Source organism: candidate division KSB1 bacterium (genome assembly GCA_022566355.1).
In the GTDB taxonomy this organism is placed as follows: domain Bacteria; phylum Zhuqueibacterota; class JdFR-76; order JdFR-76; family DREG01; genus JADFJB01.
On the sequence record JADFJB010000009.1, the window covers coordinates 1 to 21,548 of the forward strand.

21 protein-coding genes are annotated in these 21,548 nt (G+C 39.9%); 12 read left to right on the plus strand and 9 right to left on the minus strand.

Annotated elements, in window-relative coordinates; all coding sequences use genetic code 11:
- The 7 genes from IIC38_02985 to IIC38_03015 form a co-directional block, all read right to left on the minus strand.
- The coding region (locus IIC38_02985) for a sugar kinase (protein MCH8124912.1) at positions 1-850 on the minus strand (850 nt) is incomplete at its 3' end.
- Between the two features lie 49 nt (positions 851-899).
- The gene (locus tag IIC38_02990) at positions 900-2,543 is read right to left on the minus strand and encodes an arginine--tRNA ligase (protein MCH8124913.1); all 1,644 of its coding nucleotides are present in this window, start codon (positions 2,541-2,543) and stop codon (positions 900-902) included.
- A gap of 7 nt (positions 2,544-2,550) precedes the next feature.
- Positions 2,551-2,961, minus strand: a complete 411-nt coding sequence (gene rsfS / locus IIC38_02995; GenBank protein ID MCH8124914.1) for a ribosome silencing factor — start codon at positions 2,959-2,961, stop codon at positions 2,551-2,553.
- A 57-nt stretch (positions 2,962-3,018) separates the two neighbouring features.
- The gene (locus tag IIC38_03000) at positions 3,019-3,561 is read right to left on the minus strand and encodes a LytR C-terminal domain-containing protein (protein ID MCH8124915.1); all 543 of its coding nucleotides are present in this window, start codon (positions 3,559-3,561) and stop codon (positions 3,019-3,021) included.
- A gap of 151 nt (positions 3,562-3,712) precedes the next feature.
- Complete coding sequence (locus IIC38_03005; protein MCH8124916.1) at positions 3,713-4,186, minus strand: hypothetical protein; 474 nt, start codon at positions 4,184-4,186, stop codon at positions 3,713-3,715.
- A 385-nt stretch (positions 4,187-4,571) separates the two neighbouring features.
- Entirely contained in the window at positions 4,572-6,800 is a 2,229-nt protein-coding gene (locus IIC38_03010; protein MCH8124917.1) for a S8 family peptidase, read from the minus strand.
- 63 nt (positions 6,801-6,863) lie between these two features.
- Entirely contained in the window at positions 6,864-7,268 is a 405-nt protein-coding gene (locus tag IIC38_03015; protein ID MCH8124918.1) for a hypothetical protein, read from the minus strand.
- A gap of 241 nt (positions 7,269-7,509) precedes the next feature.
- On the opposite strand from IIC38_03015, the gene IIC38_03020 reads away from it, so the two are divergent.
- Positions 7,510-9,708 (plus strand): carbohydrate binding family 9 domain-containing protein, encoded by a 2,199-nt coding sequence (locus IIC38_03020; protein ID MCH8124919.1) that lies wholly within the window; start codon positions 7,510-7,512, stop codon positions 9,706-9,708.
- A 152-nt stretch (positions 9,709-9,860) separates the two neighbouring features.
- Here the strand turns inward: IIC38_03020 and IIC38_03025 are convergent, their stop codons facing one another.
- Positions 9,861-10,202: a type II toxin-antitoxin system PemK/MazF family toxin gene (locus IIC38_03025; GenBank protein ID MCH8124920.1), complete on the minus strand. Its 342-nt coding sequence runs from the start codon at positions 10,200-10,202 to the stop codon at positions 9,861-9,863.
- Positions 10,202-10,438, minus strand: coding sequence for a ChpI protein (locus tag IIC38_03030; protein MCH8124921.1), 237 nt, complete (start codon positions 10,436-10,438; stop codon positions 10,202-10,204). Before IIC38_03030 ends, IIC38_03025 begins: the two co-directional genes overlap by 1 nt.
- 542 nt (positions 10,439-10,980) lie before the next feature.
- Between IIC38_03030 and aroH the strand changes: the two genes are divergently transcribed.
- From aroH to IIC38_03085, 11 genes are all read left to right on the plus strand, one after another.
- The gene (gene aroH / locus IIC38_03035; GenBank protein MCH8124922.1) at positions 10,981-11,349 is read left to right on the plus strand and encodes a chorismate mutase; all 369 of its coding nucleotides are present in this window, start codon (positions 10,981-10,983) and stop codon (positions 11,347-11,349) included.
- A 13-nt stretch (positions 11,350-11,362) separates the two neighbouring features.
- Entirely contained in the window at positions 11,363-12,397 is a 1,035-nt protein-coding gene (gene aroF / locus IIC38_03040; GenBank protein MCH8124923.1) for a 3-deoxy-7-phosphoheptulonate synthase, read from the plus strand.
- A gap of 10 nt (positions 12,398-12,407) precedes the next feature.
- A complete protein-coding gene (pheA, locus tag IIC38_03045; protein MCH8124924.1) occupies positions 12,408-13,253 on the plus strand; it encodes a prephenate dehydratase in 846 nt (281 codons plus the stop codon).
- On the plus strand, positions 13,243-14,082 hold the full coding sequence (locus tag IIC38_03050; GenBank protein ID MCH8124925.1) for a prephenate dehydrogenase/arogenate dehydrogenase family protein: 840 nt from the start codon (positions 13,243-13,245) through the stop codon (positions 14,080-14,082). The genes pheA and IIC38_03050 overlap by 11 nt, the downstream gene beginning before the upstream one ends.
- 20 nt (positions 14,083-14,102) lie before the next feature.
- On the plus strand, positions 14,103-15,383 hold the full coding sequence (gene aroA, locus IIC38_03055; GenBank protein ID MCH8124926.1) for a 3-phosphoshikimate 1-carboxyvinyltransferase: 1,281 nt from the start codon (positions 14,103-14,105) through the stop codon (positions 15,381-15,383).
- 198 nt (positions 15,384-15,581) lie between these two features.
- On the plus strand, positions 15,582-16,424 hold the full coding sequence (gene aroE / locus IIC38_03060) for a shikimate dehydrogenase (protein MCH8124927.1): 843 nt from the start codon (positions 15,582-15,584) through the stop codon (positions 16,422-16,424).
- Positions 16,425-16,653: 229 nt separating this feature from the next.
- Positions 16,654-17,784 carry a chorismate synthase gene (gene aroC / locus IIC38_03065; GenBank protein MCH8124928.1) on the plus strand — a complete coding sequence of 377 codons (1,131 nt, stop codon included), beginning with the start codon at positions 16,654-16,656 and terminating at the stop codon, positions 17,782-17,784.
- Positions 17,785-17,915: 131 nt separating this feature from the next.
- Positions 17,916-18,386: a peptide-methionine (S)-S-oxide reductase MsrA gene (gene msrA, locus IIC38_03070; GenBank protein MCH8124929.1), complete on the plus strand. Its 471-nt coding sequence runs from the start codon at positions 17,916-17,918 to the stop codon at positions 18,384-18,386.
- A 538-nt stretch (positions 18,387-18,924) separates the two neighbouring features.
- Positions 18,925-19,227, plus strand: coding sequence for a HigA family addiction module antidote protein (locus IIC38_03075; protein ID MCH8124930.1), 303 nt, complete (start codon positions 18,925-18,927; stop codon positions 19,225-19,227).
- 490 nt (positions 19,228-19,717) lie between these two features.
- Entirely contained in the window at positions 19,718-21,262 is a 1,545-nt protein-coding gene (locus IIC38_03080; GenBank protein MCH8124931.1) for an ATP-dependent helicase, read from the plus strand.
- A 40-nt stretch (positions 21,263-21,302) separates the two neighbouring features.
- Entirely contained in the window at positions 21,303-21,491 is a 189-nt protein-coding gene (locus IIC38_03085; GenBank protein ID MCH8124932.1) for a hypothetical protein, read from the plus strand.
- Positions 21,492-21,548: the final 57 nt, after the last annotated feature.

Below are 21,548 nucleotides of genomic sequence, written 5' to 3' on the forward strand. Positions count from 1 at the left end.
TTGAAATCGATTTTAATTTCTTTGGCCCAATTCCTTCCACGAAATGTGAAGCCAATGCACTGCCAAATACGACTGCATTTCGATGCGCTAATTCCGACAGGTGATCGGAATAGGCTAAATATCCCATATAACCCCCGGCGAATGTATCTCCGGCACCGGTAGGATCTTCGATTTTATCCACTGGAAAAGCAGGTAAAAAGAAGAATTCATCATTCATTCGCATCATAACACCGTGCTCTCCCTTCTTGACAATAATTACCTTCGGGCCCATCTGCTGAAGAGAAAGCATTGCGGTCACGAGGTTGGTCTTACCGGTAAGTTGTTTGGCTTCCTCATCATTGATGATTAGGCCATCAACCCTGGAAATGACATCTTCTAACGAATCGATACTCCGATCTATCCAATAATTCATAGTGTCTAATGCGACAAATTTGGGTTGGTCTATCTGGTTGAGAACATTCAGCTGTAATTGCGGACCGATGTTTGCCAAAAACACAAATGGCGTTTTGCGAAGAGATTCAGGAATTTTGGGATCGAAATGCTCAAAGACATTCAGGTGAGTAAACAATGTCTCCCGACTTGAAAAATCAAGTGAATATCTGCCGCTCCAACGAAATGTTTCGCCACTCTCTTTTTCTACACCGCTAAAGTCAACATTTCTCTTTTTAAAGAACTCTAAATCTTCTTCTTTGAAATCATCGCCGATGACCCCGACAACATGAACCGGTGAAAAAAAGGAGGCTGCGGCGCTAAAATATGTGGCCGAACCGCCTAATAAATTGTCAAATTTCCCATTTGATGTTTCAACAGTATCATAAGCGAGAGAACCAACAACAAGCAATGAATTCATTTTAACTCCATCATTATAAAATACTTGTACCTAAACAAGCAGATTATTTTCACATTTTTTCCGGTGCAGAAATGCCAAGAATTTCAAGACCGTTTGCCAAAACCGATTTTACGGCAGAAATTAAGGCTAACCGAGCTTTGGAAAGGTCGGCATTGTCTGTAACAACTCGAAAATCGAAATAAAATTTGTGGAAGTTGGCTGATAACTCGGTCAAATATTGCGTTAAATTTTGAGGTTCCAAAGTATCGTGAAGGCGAAGTAGAGTACCAGGATAATCGATCATCTTGCGAATCAAATTCAGTTCGACTTCTTCTTTCAGCAATTCAAATTGAGCTGTTTTGTCGAATATAACTCCTTGATTAAGGGCGAATTTCTCAATATTACAAATGCGGGCATGGGCATATTGAATATAAAATACCGGATTTTCATCTGAGTGTGTCTTCGCCAGGGAAAGATCAAAATTCAAATGTGTGTTCATACCTCGCATTAAGAAAAAATAGCGCGTTACGTCTACACCCACAATATCCATCAATTCATCAAGCGTTACAAAATTTGCCTTGCGTGTGGACATTTTTACTTTCTCATTACCCTCTGTTAGAGTTACAAACTGATGAATGAGGACTTTGACGATGGATGTATCATAGCCGAGAGCTTTCAAGGCTGCAATGACATCCGGATAAGTTGCTATATGGTCTGCACCGAATATGTCCACAACCAGGTCATAATTCCTTTCAAACTTGGTTTTGTGATATGCAATGTCGGGTAATCGATAAGTCGGCTCACCTGTACTTTTTACGATCACACGGTCCTGCTCCAGACCTAACTCAGTTGTTTTTAGCCAGATTGCTCCATCCTTTTCATAAGTCAGGTGTTTTTGTTTGAAATCACTTATTACCTGGTCGATTTCACCGTTTTCATATAAAGATTTTTCATTGTAATAACTATCGAATTCAATGCCCAATCTTTGTAGCGTGTTCTTAATATCTTGAAAAATGGATTGTTCGGCTGTTTCTTTAAAAACTGAATTTTCAGAGTCTTTCCGGATTGAATCACCAAACTTAACTTTTAAGTTTTTTGCAATATCAATGATATAATCGCCTTGATAATGGTCTTCCGGAAAATCGATTTTATCACCCAATAATGCCAGGTAGCGAAGACGAACCGAATCGCCCAACACCCGCATTTGTCTGCCGGCATCATTGAAATAGTATTCTCGATCTATCTCGTAGCCGCATGCAGCTAATATATTGCTAATGGAGTCGCCAAGGCAAGCCTGACGACCATGCCCGATGGTTAGCGGTCCGGTCGGATTTGCACTAACAAACTCGACTAGCGCTTTTTTACCAGCTCCGATTTTGTTGTGCCCGAATTCCTTACCTGCTTTTAATATTTCTTCCAATTTGCAATAGATCCAGTTTGGATTATAGTAGAAATTGATGAATCCAGGCCCGGCAATCTCTGATTTCAAGATGAAATTTTTGTCAAGTTCTAATACTTGGAGTATCGATGTAGCAATTTCTCTTGGATTTTTTTTAAGTTGTTTTGCTAATTTCATTGCCACATTTGTCGCAATATCACCATGTTCCTTAGAGCGAGTCCGTACCAATTCTATTTTTATATCGCTACTATCCGAATTGGATATATTGCGAATCGATTTCTGAATGGCTGTACGTAGATATTCTTCGGCTGTCATTTTTTTTCTATTTTAGTTTACTTTCTTCCTGTGAAGAAACTACTTCCGGCTCTTCGCTAATCTCTTCGAATTTCGCATCTCCCCAAAGAGTTTCAAGACTGTAGAAATCTCTTGTATCTCTGTGAAAAATGTGCACTATCGTATCGATATAATCTAATAAAACCCATTTTGAGTTTGTATAACCTTCCCGGTTTAGAGCCTTCATTTTCCGTTTTTTCATCTTAAATTCAATATGGTCGCAAATGGATTTTACTTGGACTTCAGAATCGGCTGAGCATACTACGAAAAAATCTGTCATGGTCGTAAGTTTACGAAGATCCATGATCAGAATTTTATCAGCTTTTTTCTCTAAAGCATACTTAGCTAACTGTCGTGCCAGTCTCTTTGATTGACGTCTTACTGTAACAGCAGTTTTCATTCTTGAGTTTTTAACAGGTTCTATTTCTATTAAACTTGAATTCATACAGCCTCTGTATTATTGAGCAACATCGGAATAGCCTTTTAAATTAGTATAATCACTTCCCAATACAATTGTAGCTTCTACTGCCAAATCGTCGCTTAAAATGGCATTTACAAGATTATCGGGAATCCCTAAACTTCTGGCTATTTGCAGTGCGTTTTCAGACTTCAAAGAAACCCGGTCAATCACAAACGACGAATCCACATCGAAACTACGATAATTTTCAGTGATCACTACATCAAATCCTTGTGATCGCAAATAATCTGTAAATTGGATGGCGACCCCTGTAACACCACAGCCATTGAGTACTTCTACCCGGATCCTTTTTGTAACCGTTTGCCTTTGTGAAACCGTAGGTTCTTGGGCGAAGATGTTTTTTTTCGCAAAAGTGTATTTCCAGATTATTGAAGCCACAAATCCCAGTATCAGGACGATTAATATTACAATCACCCAATTCAACAATAATTCTGCCAGAGACATTGGCGGTTTGGAAGTACGCTTTCGAGGTGTTCTTTTTTTTAGAGCTTGGTTTTTTGGTTGGATACGAGTTCTTCGCAATATTTAGTCTTTCGCATACATAACTAGTTGAAAGTCAAAAAAAATAACCGAGAGGTTCTCTCGGTTAAAAATAAAGTAGTGAAGGGGGTTTGCAAATCGAATGACAGTATTTCATCAACTGAAATTAATTATCCCGCTTGTGTTCTCCTTTTCATCTAAAAGTATAAGGCATACCATACAGATATTGCCCGGGGTATTGCCGAAATTCAAGCTTAAACTCTGTATTTTCAGATGGAGCATACTTTAGTTGAGCCCCTGAAATGAATAAACCATTATTAAAAGGTAAGTTTGGTCGAAGGCCCAATTTATTATTAGAGCTAAGATTATTATTCATTTGAAGACCCCATTGCAAAGAAACACTCAACGGATTTGAGATTTGATATGTCATGGTATTTAAATACATGGTGCGGCTTAATGAGTTATTACCATAATTCATAAAAGAGACAGAATAACTTTGCGACATGTGGAATCTATCAGGGTTGAATATCGAACCTGAGACCAGTCCTATTGGATTTATCCCAAAGCGCAGAACATCTTTAACATCGATTCCATCCTCCGATTTAAGTTGTGCTGAGGCCATCATAGGTAATAATAAAAGTAAAAAAAGGCATACAAACTTTTTCATAAAACCTCCGGGGATTCAATTAGTAATTATTGTCATTAATCTAATAAATTCTCGGCAAAAGTCAAACGTTATTTAACATAAAATATTTTAATTTACTTATTTTGCAGTTATCCAATTCCTGAATAATATTAAAAAATACATTATTACTAGATTTTCATTCTATCCCGTTCTGTTTTATCTATCGAATTTCAAGAAAAGCACCCTCACGTTTCATCGGTTTTTTAAGATAATTTGCATTCAATTCATTTACATTGTGACCAATTTTATCTATCAGTTGCATAGGAATTAATAATGTCAGGAATTTAATCTCTGTCAAAATCATAAGCTCCATCCCATCAAATAAAAGCCCGAAATAAATCGGGCTTTTAATCCTTACACATTTTTTCTATTTAACGATTACCATCTTTTTGATCTGATTAAAATGACCGGCAGATATTCTATAGAATAAAACTCCAGAAGGTAAATTCTCTGCATCGAAAGTAACAATGTGTCGGCCGGTTTCTTTATGCTGATTCACGAGTGTGGCTATCTCCTGGCCGTTAATATTATAGATTTTCAAAGAAACAAACTCACTGTATGGTAAAGTATACGAAATCGTTGTTACCGGATTAAACGGGTTTGGATAATTATTTGCTAGATGAAATTGTAACGGCAGAATATCGGATTCAGCAACAGAAGTTAAGCTTGCAGCTTCTGCAATTGCAGCCTGGGCGTCGATTTTTCCATAGCCCCAGGTATTACTGCCTCCCACAGGAATTGAGCCAGTAAATGCATCCGTTCTGGAAGTTTTGGCAAAGATACTTGTAATGGTAGATTTTGTCAGGGTCGAATTTGCTTGTAGCATTAAAGCGACAATGCCAGCAGTCATCGGCGACGCCATGGAAGTTCCTTGCTGCATAACATATGGCCAATCATTATCAACTCTTGCAACAATATTCTGTGAGTCTAAAGTAAAATCGAAAGAAGAGCCTCCTGAAGCTAACATGGATCCTGGCGCTGTAATTTCCGGTTTCACCCTTTCATCTGCTGTTGGGCCTCGACTGGAAAAATCAGCAATGTTATGAAGTGTCGCGGAAATACCCAGGGTACTGCTATCAATGTCAGTCCACATAGTTTTGGTGGTATAGGCTCCGGCTGTAATTACACTGTTAGAAGTCCCACCGATCTCGCCAACCGTATAATCCGTGTTGCCATTTTGAAGATCTGGATCTCCCAGGTCTGAAAACGGTAATCCGTTTCCATCCCCGTGGTTCCACATATGAACGGTGGAATTTGCACTTGTTAGTACAAGAACCATCACATGTGTTGTATTATTACTCATTTGCAGCTGGATATTCGGTTTTTGATTCGTAGGCGAACTTGGAACAGCCGCAACTGAAACACTGGCAGTATCTCCATCGGATTCATAAATATTAACGGAACCGAAGACTGCACTGCTTGCGGCAAAATATTCAGAGCTGCCAAGATGCTCGTCTGTGGTGGTGTCTAAAAGGGCTACCGCAACGGAAAAATCACTATTAGGAGAACCCCAAATCTCCACTATTGTTTCTAAAAATCCCGTACCATTATCTGTAAGCTCAACAGCGGTGGCAATGGTGTCACTGCTAAAAGTGTGAGATATATGAAGAGGTGTGCTGCCCTCGTTTCCTGCTGCACCGACTAATATTTTACCTGGACCAGCAAGTGTGTCAAAGGCTTGATCGAGCGATGAAGTGCCATCGTGAGGACCGATATGAGTTCCAAGACTCATATTTATGACTGCGGGTTTGCCCACAGAAGCTGCGTAATTAAAAATGTAAGCTACGCCATCTATGATACCACTGCCACCACCAACGTGGACATACACAATTTCGGCACCTGGCGCCACACCGCCATACATACCACTAGAACCTTTGCCTGAGCCAGCCGCAATGCCAGTAACGTGGGTTGCGTGAGAGGCTTGGTCCGCTTCTGTATCCCCTTGTTGCGATAAAATTTCGGCTGGGTCAGCATACTCAGAGCCATAGGAATAACCGACAGGAGGCGTCCCGGAATCGTCTGCCTGATCCCAGACACGTGTGAGGCGGAGATTGCCATTTTGATCCTGAAGAGTCGGATGAGTAAAATCCAAACCACCATCTATAACTCCTACAATGACTCCTTCACCAGTGTAAGATTGGGGTAAACCAATTCCATTATGGACCAAATCTACTTTGGTGTCGGCCCTAGCTGAATCTAATTTTGTCTTAACCGGTGTATCGATCTCGATAAAATCCAATCCTCTTATTTTTCCTAATTGCGATAGTGATCGAACCGGAATTTCAGCCGTCCAGATATTCCCGATTTTGCTATTGATGGTAATTCCCAAATCTGACAAATTGGCTTCGTTAAGGCCAGAATTTACTAACATCAAACTTCGCACAATGAGGTCATTATTTATTTTTTTGACCAAAAATTCTTTCATCACACTTTTGGAAAATGTCAAAGGCCGTTTATAAAGCTGGGCCTTTTTTATATTCGATTCGACATGTGTGAGGAATCGTTTTGTTACGGCAGAATATCGATCCTGTGTTTGCCCTTTCGAAGCAAATACCATGCACAAACTAAATATTAGGATAAACTTGATTGTTTTCATGCGATCTCCTTTAGAATTGATGAAATTTGAACGAGCTTCTGAATAATAGGGTAAGTGATAATTTTATTTCTTTTTAATCGGCACATCTATCTCGATATAATTAACGCCTTTTATACTCCCAAGTGACTCCAGGGAAGTTAGGGGGATTACGACTGTCCAACGTTGGTCTAATTTTGTATTTACATTAATTTTCAGCGGTTTTAAATCCGATTCCTTAAATGTCAGTTCGACAACAATATTTCCATGAATCACATAAACGCCATTTTCGTTTTTTATGAGAAAATCTTTTTGGATTTTGTCTGATGGAGTAGGGTTTTTGGCTTGATTTTTAGCCTCAATTTCCAATTGCTTCAATAAATGCTGGGTAAAAGGCGAAAACAATGCTTTTTGGCTGGCACAATTTATCTGAAATGAAATAACAAGCATTAAGGGCAGGACAATCGTTGGTTTGTTGAATAAAAGACGCATAAATTTTAACCTTTGTATTTTGTGATTTATTTTTTATGTTAAGGATTTCCAAACCGGTCGATATAAGCAAGTAAGTTTTGGAAAGGCATTTAATTATAGAAAAAAATTCATAAAAGCAAGAATTTTTTAATATTAGGTGAATGTATTTCCGATGTTATAAAATATCAAATTTTAGTTTTGATTAAGAGAATTCTATCAAATCCATTGACTTCGCTGAAAAAAAAGGATATACTAACCAATTATGCTTTTTTTTACAAAAACAAATTTCTTAAGACGATTGATTTTAGTTTCAGTTTTGCTGGTAATCTTTTCTACTGTTATTTTGCCAGTTCGAGCTGATGACATAAATTTGTCCAGTGAAATAATAGCAAGTGAGGCTAAAGAATCGCCAAAATTAGATGGATATCTCAATGAAGTTGCCTGGAAAAATTCTCGTGTTATCGATCAATTCTTTCAGCGGGAACCCAATGAAGGTGCCGTTGCAACAGAACGTACGGAAGTACGAATTATTACTGACGATTATAACTTATATATCGGAGTTATTTGTTATGATTCAGCTCCGGGAAGCATTATTGCTAAAGAAATGGAACGCGATTCCGAACTGGGCCGGGACGATAATTTTTCCATCATTTTAGATACCTTCAACGATAAACGTAGTGGTTATTACTTTGCCATTAATCCTAATGGCGCCAAGTTCGATGCACAGGTTGGATCAAGTGGTCGGAGAGGGATGAATAAGGACTGGGATGGTGTATGGGATGTTCGGACACAAATCACCGATAAAGGGTGGAGCGCCGAGATTGTCATTCCTTTTAAAACGTTGCGATTTAAAAAACAAGATAAACAAACATGGGGTGTGAATTTTCGCCGCGAAATCGCCCGCAAAAATGAAGAAATACTATGGCAGGGCTGGCGACGAAACGAGGGTATATTTCAACTGGGTGCTGCTGGCGAACTGCAAATGCCGTCCAAGATTAAACAAGAGCGTAACTTTATGGTTCTTCCATACTTATCTTCAGGATATGAAAAAGGTTTTTCTCAATATGATTTTGAAACCGGTGGAACGGGTAAAATAGGTTTTGATGCGAAATATACACTAACCCCAACATTAACTTCTGATTTTACCGTCAATACAGATTTTGCCCAGGTTGAAGCTGATCAGGAAAGAATTAACTTAACACGCTACAGCTTGTTCTTCCCGGAAAAACGCGATTTCTTTCTCGAAAATGCTTCCAATTTTACCATGGGGAGCCGCTTCCGCGCTTTGGCTTTTTACAGCCGTAGAATCGGCATTGGTGAAGATCGAGAGCCGGTTTCAATCCTTGCTGGCGGACGAATTACCGGTAAAGTAGGAAATAACGACATTGGACTACTTTCCATTCGAACGCGTGATACCGGTGAAACCCCAGGCACACAGTACAATGTGGCTCGTTTCAAGAAAAATATATTCGAACAGTCCCATTTCGGCATGATTTATACGCACAAATCACCCGGAAGTGAATCATCCACTAACCAGGTTGTGGGATTCGATCTGAGTATGAGAACACGTAAATTCCGTGGCAATCGAAATCTGAATTTTTCATCCTATTATATGCAGAGTTTTTCACCGAAAACAAATTCTCTAAGCAATGCTTTAAACTTAAGTTTAAGTTATCCTAACGACCTGGTGAATGCAAATCTCTCCTATGCCCAGATAGGCGAAGATTTTAATCCGGAGTTGGGTTATGTGCGTAGAACCGGGGCTCGCATGTGGTTCGGATTTTTTAACCTGGCGCCGCGACCCAAGATGTTCAACCTGCGCAAAATACAACTCAATTTCCGCGCTTTTTATAATACAGATTATGATGGTATGTTGGATTCTGGCGGAATTACATTTCGTCCTATTGGTTTGGTTTTTCAAAGCGGCGATGAATTTGAGTTTAATATTGAAACAAAGAACGATTACCTGGATTCTTCTTTTGATATTTTTCAGGATATCGAAATTGCACCTGGTAGATATGATGCGCTTAGCTACCAATTAAAATTTGAAACGAATCGCAGTCGGCTGGTTTCTACAGAAATCAGTTATGATTTTGGTGAATTTTTTTCAGGAGATCAAAAGGGGATCAACCTGAAAACCCGATTTCGCCTCAACCGGCATCTGTCGATCAGTGGAGAATATCGCTATACAAAAACAGATTTACGGGAAGGAAGCTTTAAGACCCGGGAACTTGTTTCTCGAATGAACATCGCATTCAACACTCGCCTTACAGCCCGGTTTTTTCTGCAATGGAACAATAACGATGATGAAATCAGCATGAATTTCCGTGTCCGCTGGATTCCAAACCTGGGTAGTGATTTTTACCTGGTGTATAATGAAATTCAAGACACCGCACTAAGGGGAATTCACACAAAACACAGGGTATTGCTTACCAAGTTTAGCTATTGGTTTAGTTTGTAGATTTGTTTTTTATGGAGAAATTAAAGAGTGCATCTACCGCGTTGATGCATACATTTCTTGTCTGAGAACCAAATCCTTGGGACGATAATTCTTGAATACTACAGGAAAATATATTTTAGCGCTATCTTTTATTAAAAAAAAGTAATTAAATTTTAATTTAGGTCAAAAACTAATTTAATACCCATTTCAACTTTTTTTAGAAAAGCTTTGTTTATTGACCCAACACATTTAGTTAAAAATGATTTATCTAAGGTGATAATCTGCGAAATGTTGACCACGGATGTTTTAGATAAATTTGAATCATTTTTATGTAAAAGTACATTCCCAGGAGCTTCTGCTAATTTCAAATTAGAACTAATAATCACACAGATTATTGTATTTATTTTACTTCTTGTAAAAGAATCTGATTGGATTATTAAGACTGGTCTTCTATAGCCAGGTTCCGAAGCAACTGAACTTGGAAGTGATGCCCACCATATTTCACCCCTGACCATTACCAGTTTTCCTTTTCAAGGGTCTTAACTTGCAACCGGGTTATAATGGGGTCCATATCACTTGATTCTTTTGTGTATACTTGATTTAATTTTTCAGTAATATCAGCAGGGATGTGGTTTTCTAAATATTCTTGAATAGCACGACAAAACAAGCTACTCCTTGAGATGCCAAGTTTTTTGGCGGTTTCTTCAGCTTTTTTGAATAATGCATCTGAAATTGATATCGCAGTTTTCATGCATCAAGTATAACAATAGTATAACTCATTGTCAAGGAAATTCAAAAAAAGATCATATACGTGGGTAGTATATGAAGACTGTAGATTTTGGAGATATACAATGATGTTTGATATTTAATAATTCTTTCGCGTAGATTTTGTTTTAATTTATCCAATGATTATCTAGTGTTTGATCGAAAACTCAACAACTAGTGTCATTCCGGTAATCTTTTGAGCCGGAATCTAATCATTCCAAGCATTTAGATTCACGCTAAAAGCATGCGGGAATGACAGAATGGGTGCTTTTCGTTCAGACACTATCTAACCATTAATATTCAAAAAAAATATGCTTGCTTTTAATCTGATTGTTCATATATTACACTAAATTCACAATCATCAACAACATATAAAAAACCATGAAAAATTTTACTGCTAATTCCTCCTTTTATTATTTTTATTTTAGGTTTCCCTGATTGGGAGTAGATTAGTGGTTTATTTATTATAAGAACCCTCCCAATCGATTTCGTTGGGAGGGTTTTTTATTTTAATACACGGATAATCGTATGAATGAAAATCTAATTGTTCGGGGCGTTCGTGGCGCCAATTGTGTGAGGGAGAATACCACCGCGTGCATCCATGATTCCACACGGGAGTTGCTGCAGGCGATGTTGAAAGCCAACGAGGTCGAAATGGATAGCATCGTCTCTCTCTTTTTTACCCTAACGGCAGATTTGAATGCGGCTTTCCCTGCGGAAGCAGCCAGAAGGTTAGGTTTGAAATTTACCCCCCTGCTTTGCACCCAAGAGATTGATGTACCAGGAAGCTTAGCGAAGGTGGTTCGAATTTTAATGCTGATCAATACAAATAAATCCCTGGAAGACATTAACCATGTCTTTTTAGGAGAGGCCAAGGTTTTACGGGATGATTTATAATTTAGGAGGTAAAATGATCGTTGTGATTAAGAATGAAGAAGGAGACAAAGTCGTCTCATCTGTAGTTGAACAGATCAAAAAAATGGGATTTCAGGCCCATATTTCCAGGGGCACGGAAAAAACCACCATCGGTGTGATTGGCGATGACCGTTATATAGCGAAAGACAAAATTGCTGCCCTGGATGGTGTCGAAGCCGTTATTCCGGTATTGAAACCCTTCAAATTAACCTCGCGGGAATTTCAACCGGATACGACTTGCATAAAAATTGATGATGTGGTTTTTGGCGAAGAGTTTGTGACGATTGCAGGCCCTTGCTCGGTTGAGTCCAGGGAGCAAATCCTCGAGTGTGCCCATTTCTTGAAAGAGCAAGGTGTAAATGTACTGCGCGGCGGTGCCTTTAAACCGCGAACTTCGCCATACAGCTTCCAGGGTTTGGGAGAGCAGGCATTGGAGCTTTTGGCGCAAGCTAAAGAAATCACTAAACTTCCATTGTGTACTGAGGTATTAGCGCCCCAGGATGTGGGACTTATTGCTAAATATGTTGATATTATTCAGATCGGTGCTCGGAATATGCAGAACTTTCCTTTGCTGCGTGCGGTGGGACAATGTGAAAGACCAGTTTTATTAAAACGAGGAATGATGTCAACCATAGAAGAATTTCTTCTTGCAGCAGAATACATTATGAATGAGGGCAATAAACAAGTTATCTTGTGTGAACGTGGTATTCGCACGTTTGAAAATTATACCAGGAATACTTTGGACCTGGGGGCTGTGGCATTGATTAAGGAATTGTCCCATTTACCCATTATCGTCGATCCCAGCCACGCAACCGGTAAACGTTCCCTGGTAGCGCCACTGTCAAAAGCAGCGTTGGCCTTAGGTGCGGACGGTGTGATGGTGGAAGTTCATCCGAATCCGGCGGAGGCGTTGTCGGACGGCGCCCAGAGCTTGCACTTCGAGGAATTCGAAACCATGATGAATGAATTGAAGACAATCTCTCGTGCGCTGAAGAACGAAGAAGTGGCAAAAGAGAAATTCGCAGTATGAGGAGAAATTTTTGACCAACCAATCACAATCCTATCGTGCTGCGTACCAGGGTATTGACGGCGCTTACAGCCAGGAAGCTATCCACCAGTATTTCAAAAAACAAGTGCATACCATAGGCTGCTCAACTTTCGAAGAGGTCGTAAGAACCGTTGAATCCGGGAAAGCGGAATATGCTTTTATGCCGGCTGAAAATTCAATAGCCGGAACGATTGTTCAAACATTTGATTTATTGCTGGAATCAACATTAAGTATCATCGGGGAATTTTATCTCCCGATTCACCATAATTTGATGGCGTTGCCGGAAACCCATTTAAAAGATATCGAATCGGTTTATTCTCATCCACAAGCGCTGGCCCAATGTGCAGAATCCATCAAGAGATTTGGCTTAAAGCCCATTGTCGATTGGGATACCGCAGGAAGCGCAAAGCGAATTCGAGAAGAAAGCTTACAAAAGGCGGCGGCAATCGCCGGTAATTATGCGGCCGAGGTGTATGAACTTCAGCTATTGGCTTCGAATATTGAAGATATAGATCACAATACAACCCGGTTTTTTATTTTAAGCAAGCAAACTTCCAAACGCAGCAAACGCAATAAAACCTCAATCCTTTTTACTACACGCCATGCACCAGGTGCCTTGGTCGCATCGATGAAGGAGTTTTCCGATCGCAAGATCAATTTAACTAAAATCGAGTCCCGGCCGGATCGCAAGCATCCCTGGCACTATATCTTCTATCTTGATTTTGAAGGCCATATTGAAGATCCGTCTGTCGAAAAAGCCATGCTTAATATCCTCAAACGTGCTCAGATGGTCAAGATACTCGGCAGCTATCCTTGTGGAGATCAGCATGAAGGCTGATGAAAAAACAGCTGTTCTTATCGGTTTGGGACAGATCGGAGGATCGTTGGCATTAGCGCTTAAAAAAGCCGGTTATTTCAAAACGGTTGGCGGATTTGATGTTAATTCCGACAGATTACAAAAGGCTGGCGATTTCCTGGATTGCATGTATTCGAATTTGGATGAGGCCTTATCTGCCGGTGATTTGATTATCCTGGCAGCGCCGGTTTTGGAAAATATCCTAATCCTGGGAAAGGGCTTTCAAACCTATCCGGATAAACTGTACACTGATGTCGGAAGTACCAAAACTCAAATGATGGAAGAGAGCCGCAAAAAACCCGGAATACGGTTTATTGGCGGGCATCCGTTTTCAGGCACGGAGAAGGAAGGGGATTCCGGCTGGGACTCAAACCTGTTTTCCGGGAAACCCTATTTCTGGGTTCAGGAGAATAGCCAATCTATTGATGACCAGAGTTGCATCATCAATATGATTAAAGCAATCGGGGCTATTCCAAAAGCAATCGATCCCGAAGAACATGACCGGGCGCTAGCTTTAACCAGCCATCTACCCATATTGATTTCCCTGGGTTTGGCCGGAATGCTCGATGAAGATGTTTACAGTTCGGATTTTATTGGCAGCGGATTCCTTTCCACGACCCGCATAGCTGGCGGATCTGCCGAGTTAGGCAGGGATATTTTGATCAGCAATCGCGAGGCAGTTTTGAATGAAATGACACGGTTTAATGAGAATCTTGCTAAATTGGTTGAAAGTCTGGAAAATTCTAACGAAAATCAACTGTTGGAACTCATGGTTAAATTTAAGCAAAGATATTCAGCAATCTCTCATTAAATCATTAATTGTATTTTTTTATGATTAAGATCAAATCGCCAAATACAATATCCGGTAAAATTTTTGTTCCGGGTGATAAATCCATCTCGCACCGGGGTTTGATTCTGGCGTCGATGGCTGAGGGGATATCTGAAATTTATGGTCTGTCATCGGGGAATGATGTGCAAACTACCCAAAGTCTCATGAAAAAATTAGGCGTCGAAATAATTCAGATGGATGAAGACCTGATGGTTATTACTAGCAGGGGATGGGCAGGTCTGAAAGCATCCGATGCTATTCTTGACTGCGAAAATTCAGGTACATCCGCCCGGCTTTTGACCGCCATATTAGCCGGTCATAGCTTTTCATCTGTGATCGACGGGGATGAATCCTTGCGCCAACGCCCGATGGGACGGGTTGTGGAGCCATTGAGATTGATGGGCGCTGATATTACCAGTCAGAACTCGAATGATCTTCTGCCATTGGAAATTCAAGGAAAACAATTACACGGTATCGATTATCTAATGCCGATTGCGAGTGCGCAGGTGAAATCGGCAATTCTTCTTGCCGGATTGAATGCCGAAGGTGAAACAAGTGTAACAGAACCATTCCCAAGCCGGGATCACACCGAACGATTTTTCTCCTGGCTGAATTTGCCGTTGGAACGGAATCGACTAACCTATAAAATTTCACCATCGAAAGTGCCGGCTTTTTCACTTAAAATTCCGGGTGATTTTTCATCGGCGGCTTATTTTGTAGCGCTAGGACTCATTCACCCGAATGCAGAAATTACTATTAGCGATGTAAATCTCAATCCCACACGAGCGGCTTTATTGGATGTCCTGCGACGCATGGGTGGGTATATCAGTCTCACAGTCCTGGAAGATAAACCGGAATTGGTGGGGGAAATTACGGTTCGATCATCCGAATTAAAAAATACCACCGTTGATGTTTCGGAAATTCCGGCTATGATCGATGAACTGCCATTGTTGGCCGTGGTTGCAACCCAGGCTGAAGGCACATTAAAGCTTACCGGGGCACAAGAACTCCGGGTCAAAGAATCGGATCGGATTAGCGCTCTTGTGCCGCAGCTTCGGAAAATGGGAGCCAATATAGATGAGTTGCCGGACGGTTTTATTGTTGAAGGGTTAACGCCATTAAAAGGAGCGAAACTGGAAGCCTGTAAAGATCATCGCATCGCGATGTCCCTGGCTATAGCCGCTACAATTGCAGAAGGGAAATCGAAACTTGCTGGTGATGAGTGGGTAAAAATTTCCTTCCCGGACTTTTTTAAAATCCTGAAACAAATTGGCAATAAATGATTTATTTTAGACAGGATTTACGGGATAGCAAAGATATAGAGAATTCTGAAAAATACCTATAATGATGTCATTTCGAGGAGTTCACGACGAGAAATCTTTTGGCCGCTACAAAGATGACATTCTCTTAATTCTTCAGAAGTTTCATATTACAAATCGTGTTTATCATGTTAATCCTGTCCGGATTTTAAATAAATTGCAATGAAACATCTTGGCCTCCTGGGATACCCGCTTTCGCACAGCCACTCACCGGCAATGATAAACCGTTTGGCAAAGGCTAAAAATTGGGATTGCAGCTATCAGCCATATTCTATTGAACCGGAATATTTAAAAGAATTTATTTCTGAAGTTCGTCATCGGCCAATTTCGGGATTTAATGTGACGATTCCCCACAAACAAACCATCCTTTCTTTTTGCGACGAATTTTCTCCGGAGGTGCAAGCGATTCGAGCCGTCAATACGATCTGTAACCACAATGGAAAATTAATCGCACACAACACCGATGTCTTTGGTTTTAACTATGGATTGGAGCAACTGACAAAGGAGTTCACCTCGATCAAAAGAGCGGTACTATTAGGCGCGGGTGGGGCTGCCCGTGCCGCTGCTTTCGCCCTGGCAAAAATGGGGTGCAATAAGTTAATTATCGCTTCTCGAACAGATCATCGAAAGATCGAATGGCAAAGAGATTTTGTCGCAATCTTTTCCATGACAAACATTTCATTTTGTCCGTTGGATCAAGCCGAATTAGAAAAACATGTCCAGGATGCCAATATGGTTGTACAAACGACACCCGTCGGCATGTTTCCGGAAGAAGATGAAGCAGTGTCTTTTCCATTTCATGTGCTAACTCAAGATCAATTGGTATTTGATTTGATTTATAATCCGCCGAAAACAAAATTTCTTTACCAGGCAGAAAAACAAGGCACAAAGATTCAAAATGGATTGACTATGCTGGCTGCGCAAGCGGCAAAGTCATTGGAAATTTGGGGATTTGAAGTTGAGGTGGAGGAAGTTGTAGAATCCTTAGAAAAGGTACTTAACTAAAAAGATAGTGTTCTTGAGAAAATCTTGTGACTTTATGACAAGGTGATTATCTTATCAGAGTTAAAGACAATTAGAAGAAATGGTGTTATGCAATTATCATAAGATTCTTTTTTGATCAGTGGAAAACTGTGTCAATCCGTGGCTAAATGTTTTTTTCTCTCGGGATGATGTCCACTTATCACGAAACGTTATTCAATCAAATAGAAAAATTAAGGCATAAACCAAAACCATGTTAACTTACCACACTGCAGGCCATTCGCATGGAGAACTTCTTATCGGAATTTTACAGGGATTCCCTGCTCATGTTCCTATCGATGAAGAATTTATCAACAAAACTTTAGAGCGCCGGCAAGGCGGTTATGGCCGCAGTAAACGCATGAGCATCGAAAAGGACAGGATTGAGTTTGTCGCTGGTGTTTGGAAAGGTGAAACAACCGGAGCGCCGATCGGCTTGCTCATAAAAAACAAAGCGAGCAAATCCCAGGATCAAGTTCGCCCACGCACTATTCCCAGGCCGGGTCACGCTGATTTGGCCGGGGCGTGGAAATATGGTTGGGAACATGACTTTAATCCGGTCATCGAACGTTCCAGCGCTCGTGAGACAGCCATGCGGGTGGCTATTGGTTCCATCTGCCAACTATTGTTAAAAGGATTTGGAATTGAACTCCTCGGCCATGTTAAACAATTGGGATCCGTGTCCCCGGATATACCCGACCTCAACCTATCCCAAATGCGCAATCTTGTCGAAGTCTCGCCATTCTATTGCTGCGATCCACAGGCTGACCAAAAGATGAAAGAGCTAATCGACAGCAAAACCGAAGAAGGCAACAGTCTCGGCGGCATTGTTGAAGTACTTGTAGAAAATGTCCCGCCTGGTTTGGGTGGGTTTAAGCATTTGGAGTTCCGCCTCGACGCGCAAATTGCCCAGGCATTGATGAGCATCCCTTCGGTTAAAGCGGTTGAAATTGGTGAGGGATTGGCAGGGGCTGATAAACCCGGTAGTGAAGTTCATGATGAAATCAAAATACAAAATGGAAAAATTCAACGAAGCACGAATAATTCCGGCGGCATAGAAGGCGGTATGACCAATGGACAGCGAATCATTGTCCGCGCCTATCACAAGCCAATCCCGACGATGATTCGCGGCATAGCGAGTATTGATTTGCTTGACGGCTCGGCCACGAAAGCGCCCTACATTCGCTCAGATGTCGTAGTGATCCCGGCAGCATCGGTTGTTGCCGAAGCAATGGTTGCATTTATTCTAACCAAAGCGCTGCTGGACAAATTTGGTCACGATCATTTTGGCGACATTCGTGAAAATTTGCAAAAGTACCTGAAAAGAATTAAATACTATGGTTGATTAACCTGAGAAATTCATGAACCGCTAAGACGCGAAGACCGCCAAGAAAATAAGTAACACCCTGAGCGGAGTCGAAGGGTGATCAACCTTCGACAACCTTAAGGATCGTATAGAATTTAGGAGATCATAAAATGGCAGTAACAACATTTGCAGCAGGATGTTTTTGGGGCGTTGAGGCAGCCTTCCGTGATGTGGATGGCGTCCTCTCAGCAGAAGTTGGATATACCGGCGGCGAGACAGAAAATCCGACTTATCAAGATGTATGTTCCGGCACAACAGGACATGCGGAAGTCGTCCTGGTTGAATATGATTCCGGAAAAGTGACTTATGAGCAATTGTTAGATGTCTTCTGGAAAAATCATGATCCAACCACCCTGAATCGACAAGGACCCGATAGAGGTTCTCAATACCGTTCAGCCATCTTTTATCACTCCCCGGAGCAGAAAGAGGCAGCGATTTCTTCTAAAGAAAACCTGGGCAAATCCGGTAGTTTTAAAGATCCCATCGTAACTGAAATCGCACCGGCTTCAGAATTTTATCGTGCAGAAGAATATCATCAGCGCTATTTCGAAAAGCATGGCATTGCGCATTGTCGAATTTAGTGAACGGATCAAAGGGATATAACATGGAATAGGTGAACGACCCTGGAATCGGTTGGGAATGAGTAACAAAGTAAAATTTTGAAACTTCTGAAAAATAACTGTCATTTCGATGAATCCCTTCGGCTCGCTCAGGATAAACTCCGCGAGGAGAATTCTTGCCTTCCTCCAGTCTTTTTGGCCTTGATTAAAAGATTTCTCGTCGTAAAATTCTCGAAATGACAACCAGAAAGTTGTTTGTAGAAGGATTGGATTAAGATAGGTTTCAGAATAGTTAATCCTCAATAAAGGTACGATATTAGCCCCGCGATTCATCGCGGGGATTTTGAATGTCTTAAAATTCATAGTCCCAGCGGGATGAAATAAGGAAAAAGATTCAAAACCATTGAATGTGACCAAAGAAATGTCATGATTTAATTATATGTTCTCATTCGTCCTTAACAGGACTTTTGATCTTTTGGGGTATCAATGCCTACCAATAAATTGATGGGTTAGTAAACATTCATCCCTGGCGGGATTAAATAAGGAAAAAGCTGACATTATGGATAGCGAAAAACTAATGCCAATTCATCCGGGGGAGATTTTACTTGAGGAATTCTTGAAACCTATGGGCATCAGTCAGTACAGATTGGCAAAAGATATCAGCGTACCTGCCAGGCGGATCAATGAAATTGTGCAGGGTAAACGTGCCATTACTCCGGATACTGCACTGAGACTTTCAAAGTTCTTTGGCCTGTCGGAAAGGTTCTGGATTAACTTACAGGCAAGATTTGATCTCGAACTCGAAAAGGATAGACTCAAAAATCGCCTGGAAAAAGAAGTTCAAGTTTATACTTCAGCATAGATTTTATAGGTATTGAAGAAAAACAGTGTGACAACATAAATGGTTTTGGCTGAATCCATTTTTCTTTTGATTTTCCCAAACAATTGAGCATATTTCACCAACAGATCTTTAGTTAAAAGTGTTGTTTTTTATGCACTATAAATCAAATGGTTGCTATATAAACTAACTTTTGGGGACATATATGAAAACTTCAAGATATCAGGCAGTTACGATTATTTACGATGTGGGAGAAAAACCGGGCAGCGCCATTGCCTCCGTGCGGATATTGTGAAAAAGGTGAAAACACAAAATATACCCAGGTTGATAGAGAGAAAGTGGCTTGCTTTTGGAATGGAGATGAGTTAGATGATTTGCTGAAATAAAAAACAAACGCTTGCCGTTCGTTGTGCAAGACATAGTTGAGACAATAAATGCTACGGGTTTATTTATGCGGAATAAAACAGTAGAATTTAGGCAGAATAAATTTTGGTTTTAGCTGAACTATAAATTTATGGAAATCTTATTAGCAGGGCCAGGGACAGGCAAAACAACAAAAGTAAAAACCATAATCCGCGAAGATTATGCCCATGCTAATAAGATATTAGTTTTATCTTTTACTAATGCCACAATCAACGACTTGAAAAAAAGTTTTAAAGACTTTAAGAATGTTGATTGCTACACCCTTCATAGCTACGCGTTGAAAATCAATCACTTACCTCGCCTTCATGTCTTGGATGATTTTTCCGAGGTCCCGATAGTTGAACAATACACCACGAAGTTAAATATTCCTTTTGTTGATTTATGTAAGTTTTTACAATGTATTAGATTTCCAGAAATGATCAAACAATGCATTGAATTTGTAAAAACAAATTCAGCGTATGCAACAGAAAATATTGGTCAATTAGATTTACTAATTGTTGATGAATTCCAAGACTTCAATGAAGTTGAGCGCGAACTAGTTTATTTATTATCAAGTTTTGCAAATAATACATTAATACTAGGAGACGACGACCAATCTATATACGGATTTAAAGATGCTGATCCAGATGGAATTATTTCTTTATATCAGAAAAAAGATATCGAAAAAATTCCCTTTGATAATATCTGCTATAGATGTCCCGACATTATTGTTGAATACTGCTCAAAATTAATAAAACATAACCAACATCGAGTGGAGAAAAAATGGAAGAAGTCTAATAGAAGTGGTGCAATTATTTTTGAACAAAAATTAACTCAAAAGGAAACTCATGAATATATCACCACAGAAATCAAATCAATCAAAGACACTACACCCCAAAGTAGCATTTTAATTTTAAGTCCTGTCGGTTTCTACATTGCCCAATTAAAGGAAACTCTCGATGCTGAAAATATTGAATATATCGATTTCTGGTCTACAATAATCCATCCCGAGTTGCGCCAAAAAATTTGGTGGTTAAAAGCACTATATGGAAAACATAAAATCTTATTCTTGCTTCTTTTGGGTAAGACCTTGAAACTTCACACAAAAACATCCTTTATAAAAATGTTAGATGATTTCTTTAGAAAAGGATTCGAGGAAGAATTATTAATTCAAGAAATAACAAAATTTTACCCGAACCCTTTTTCTGATTATTTGTCAAGTCCTATTCCTATTTCAGCCTTCTTCGAGCGCCATAAAGATTTTCAAGAATTGAAGGAGTATATTGATGAAGATAATATTATCGAATCTCTAAATACTCTTGAGAAATCAATAAATCCTTCACACTCCTTCAAAAATGATGTGGTAAACATTATGTCTATTCACAAATCCAAAGGTCTTCAGGCAGACTATGTATTTATCATAGGTTTAAACGAAGGGATTATTCCAAATATGGTGCGAGGAATCGATACCATTGAAGCACAAAGACGACTATTGTTTGTAGGAATGACAAGAGTAAAAGAAAAATTATATATGGTGTCAACCGTAGAATGGGAAGGTAAATACGTCAACAGAGTAGATAAAACTCAATTTAAGTATAAGTATTGGAAAAAAGTGTATTATGGGAAAACAACCAGATTCGTAGGAGAAATGCGATAAGCCTCTAACTAAGGTAAATGAAGAGAAGAAGAAAGATTGGATGGGAGAAAAATACAACAAATTTGGAGTACTATCACATGCTATTTCAGCAACTGATAAGTTAATACGTTTATTGATTTTGTTGGTTGCTGTTGTTTTGGTTATTGGTTTGACTGTATTTGTTTTGATTAATTATAGCATTCCAGATGCCTTAAAAATAACCATATCCGGGACAACCTTAAGAATTTGAGATAAAGAAACTTTAGAAAATATTCTTGTAGACCCAAGAGGGTGGACAAACTCAGGC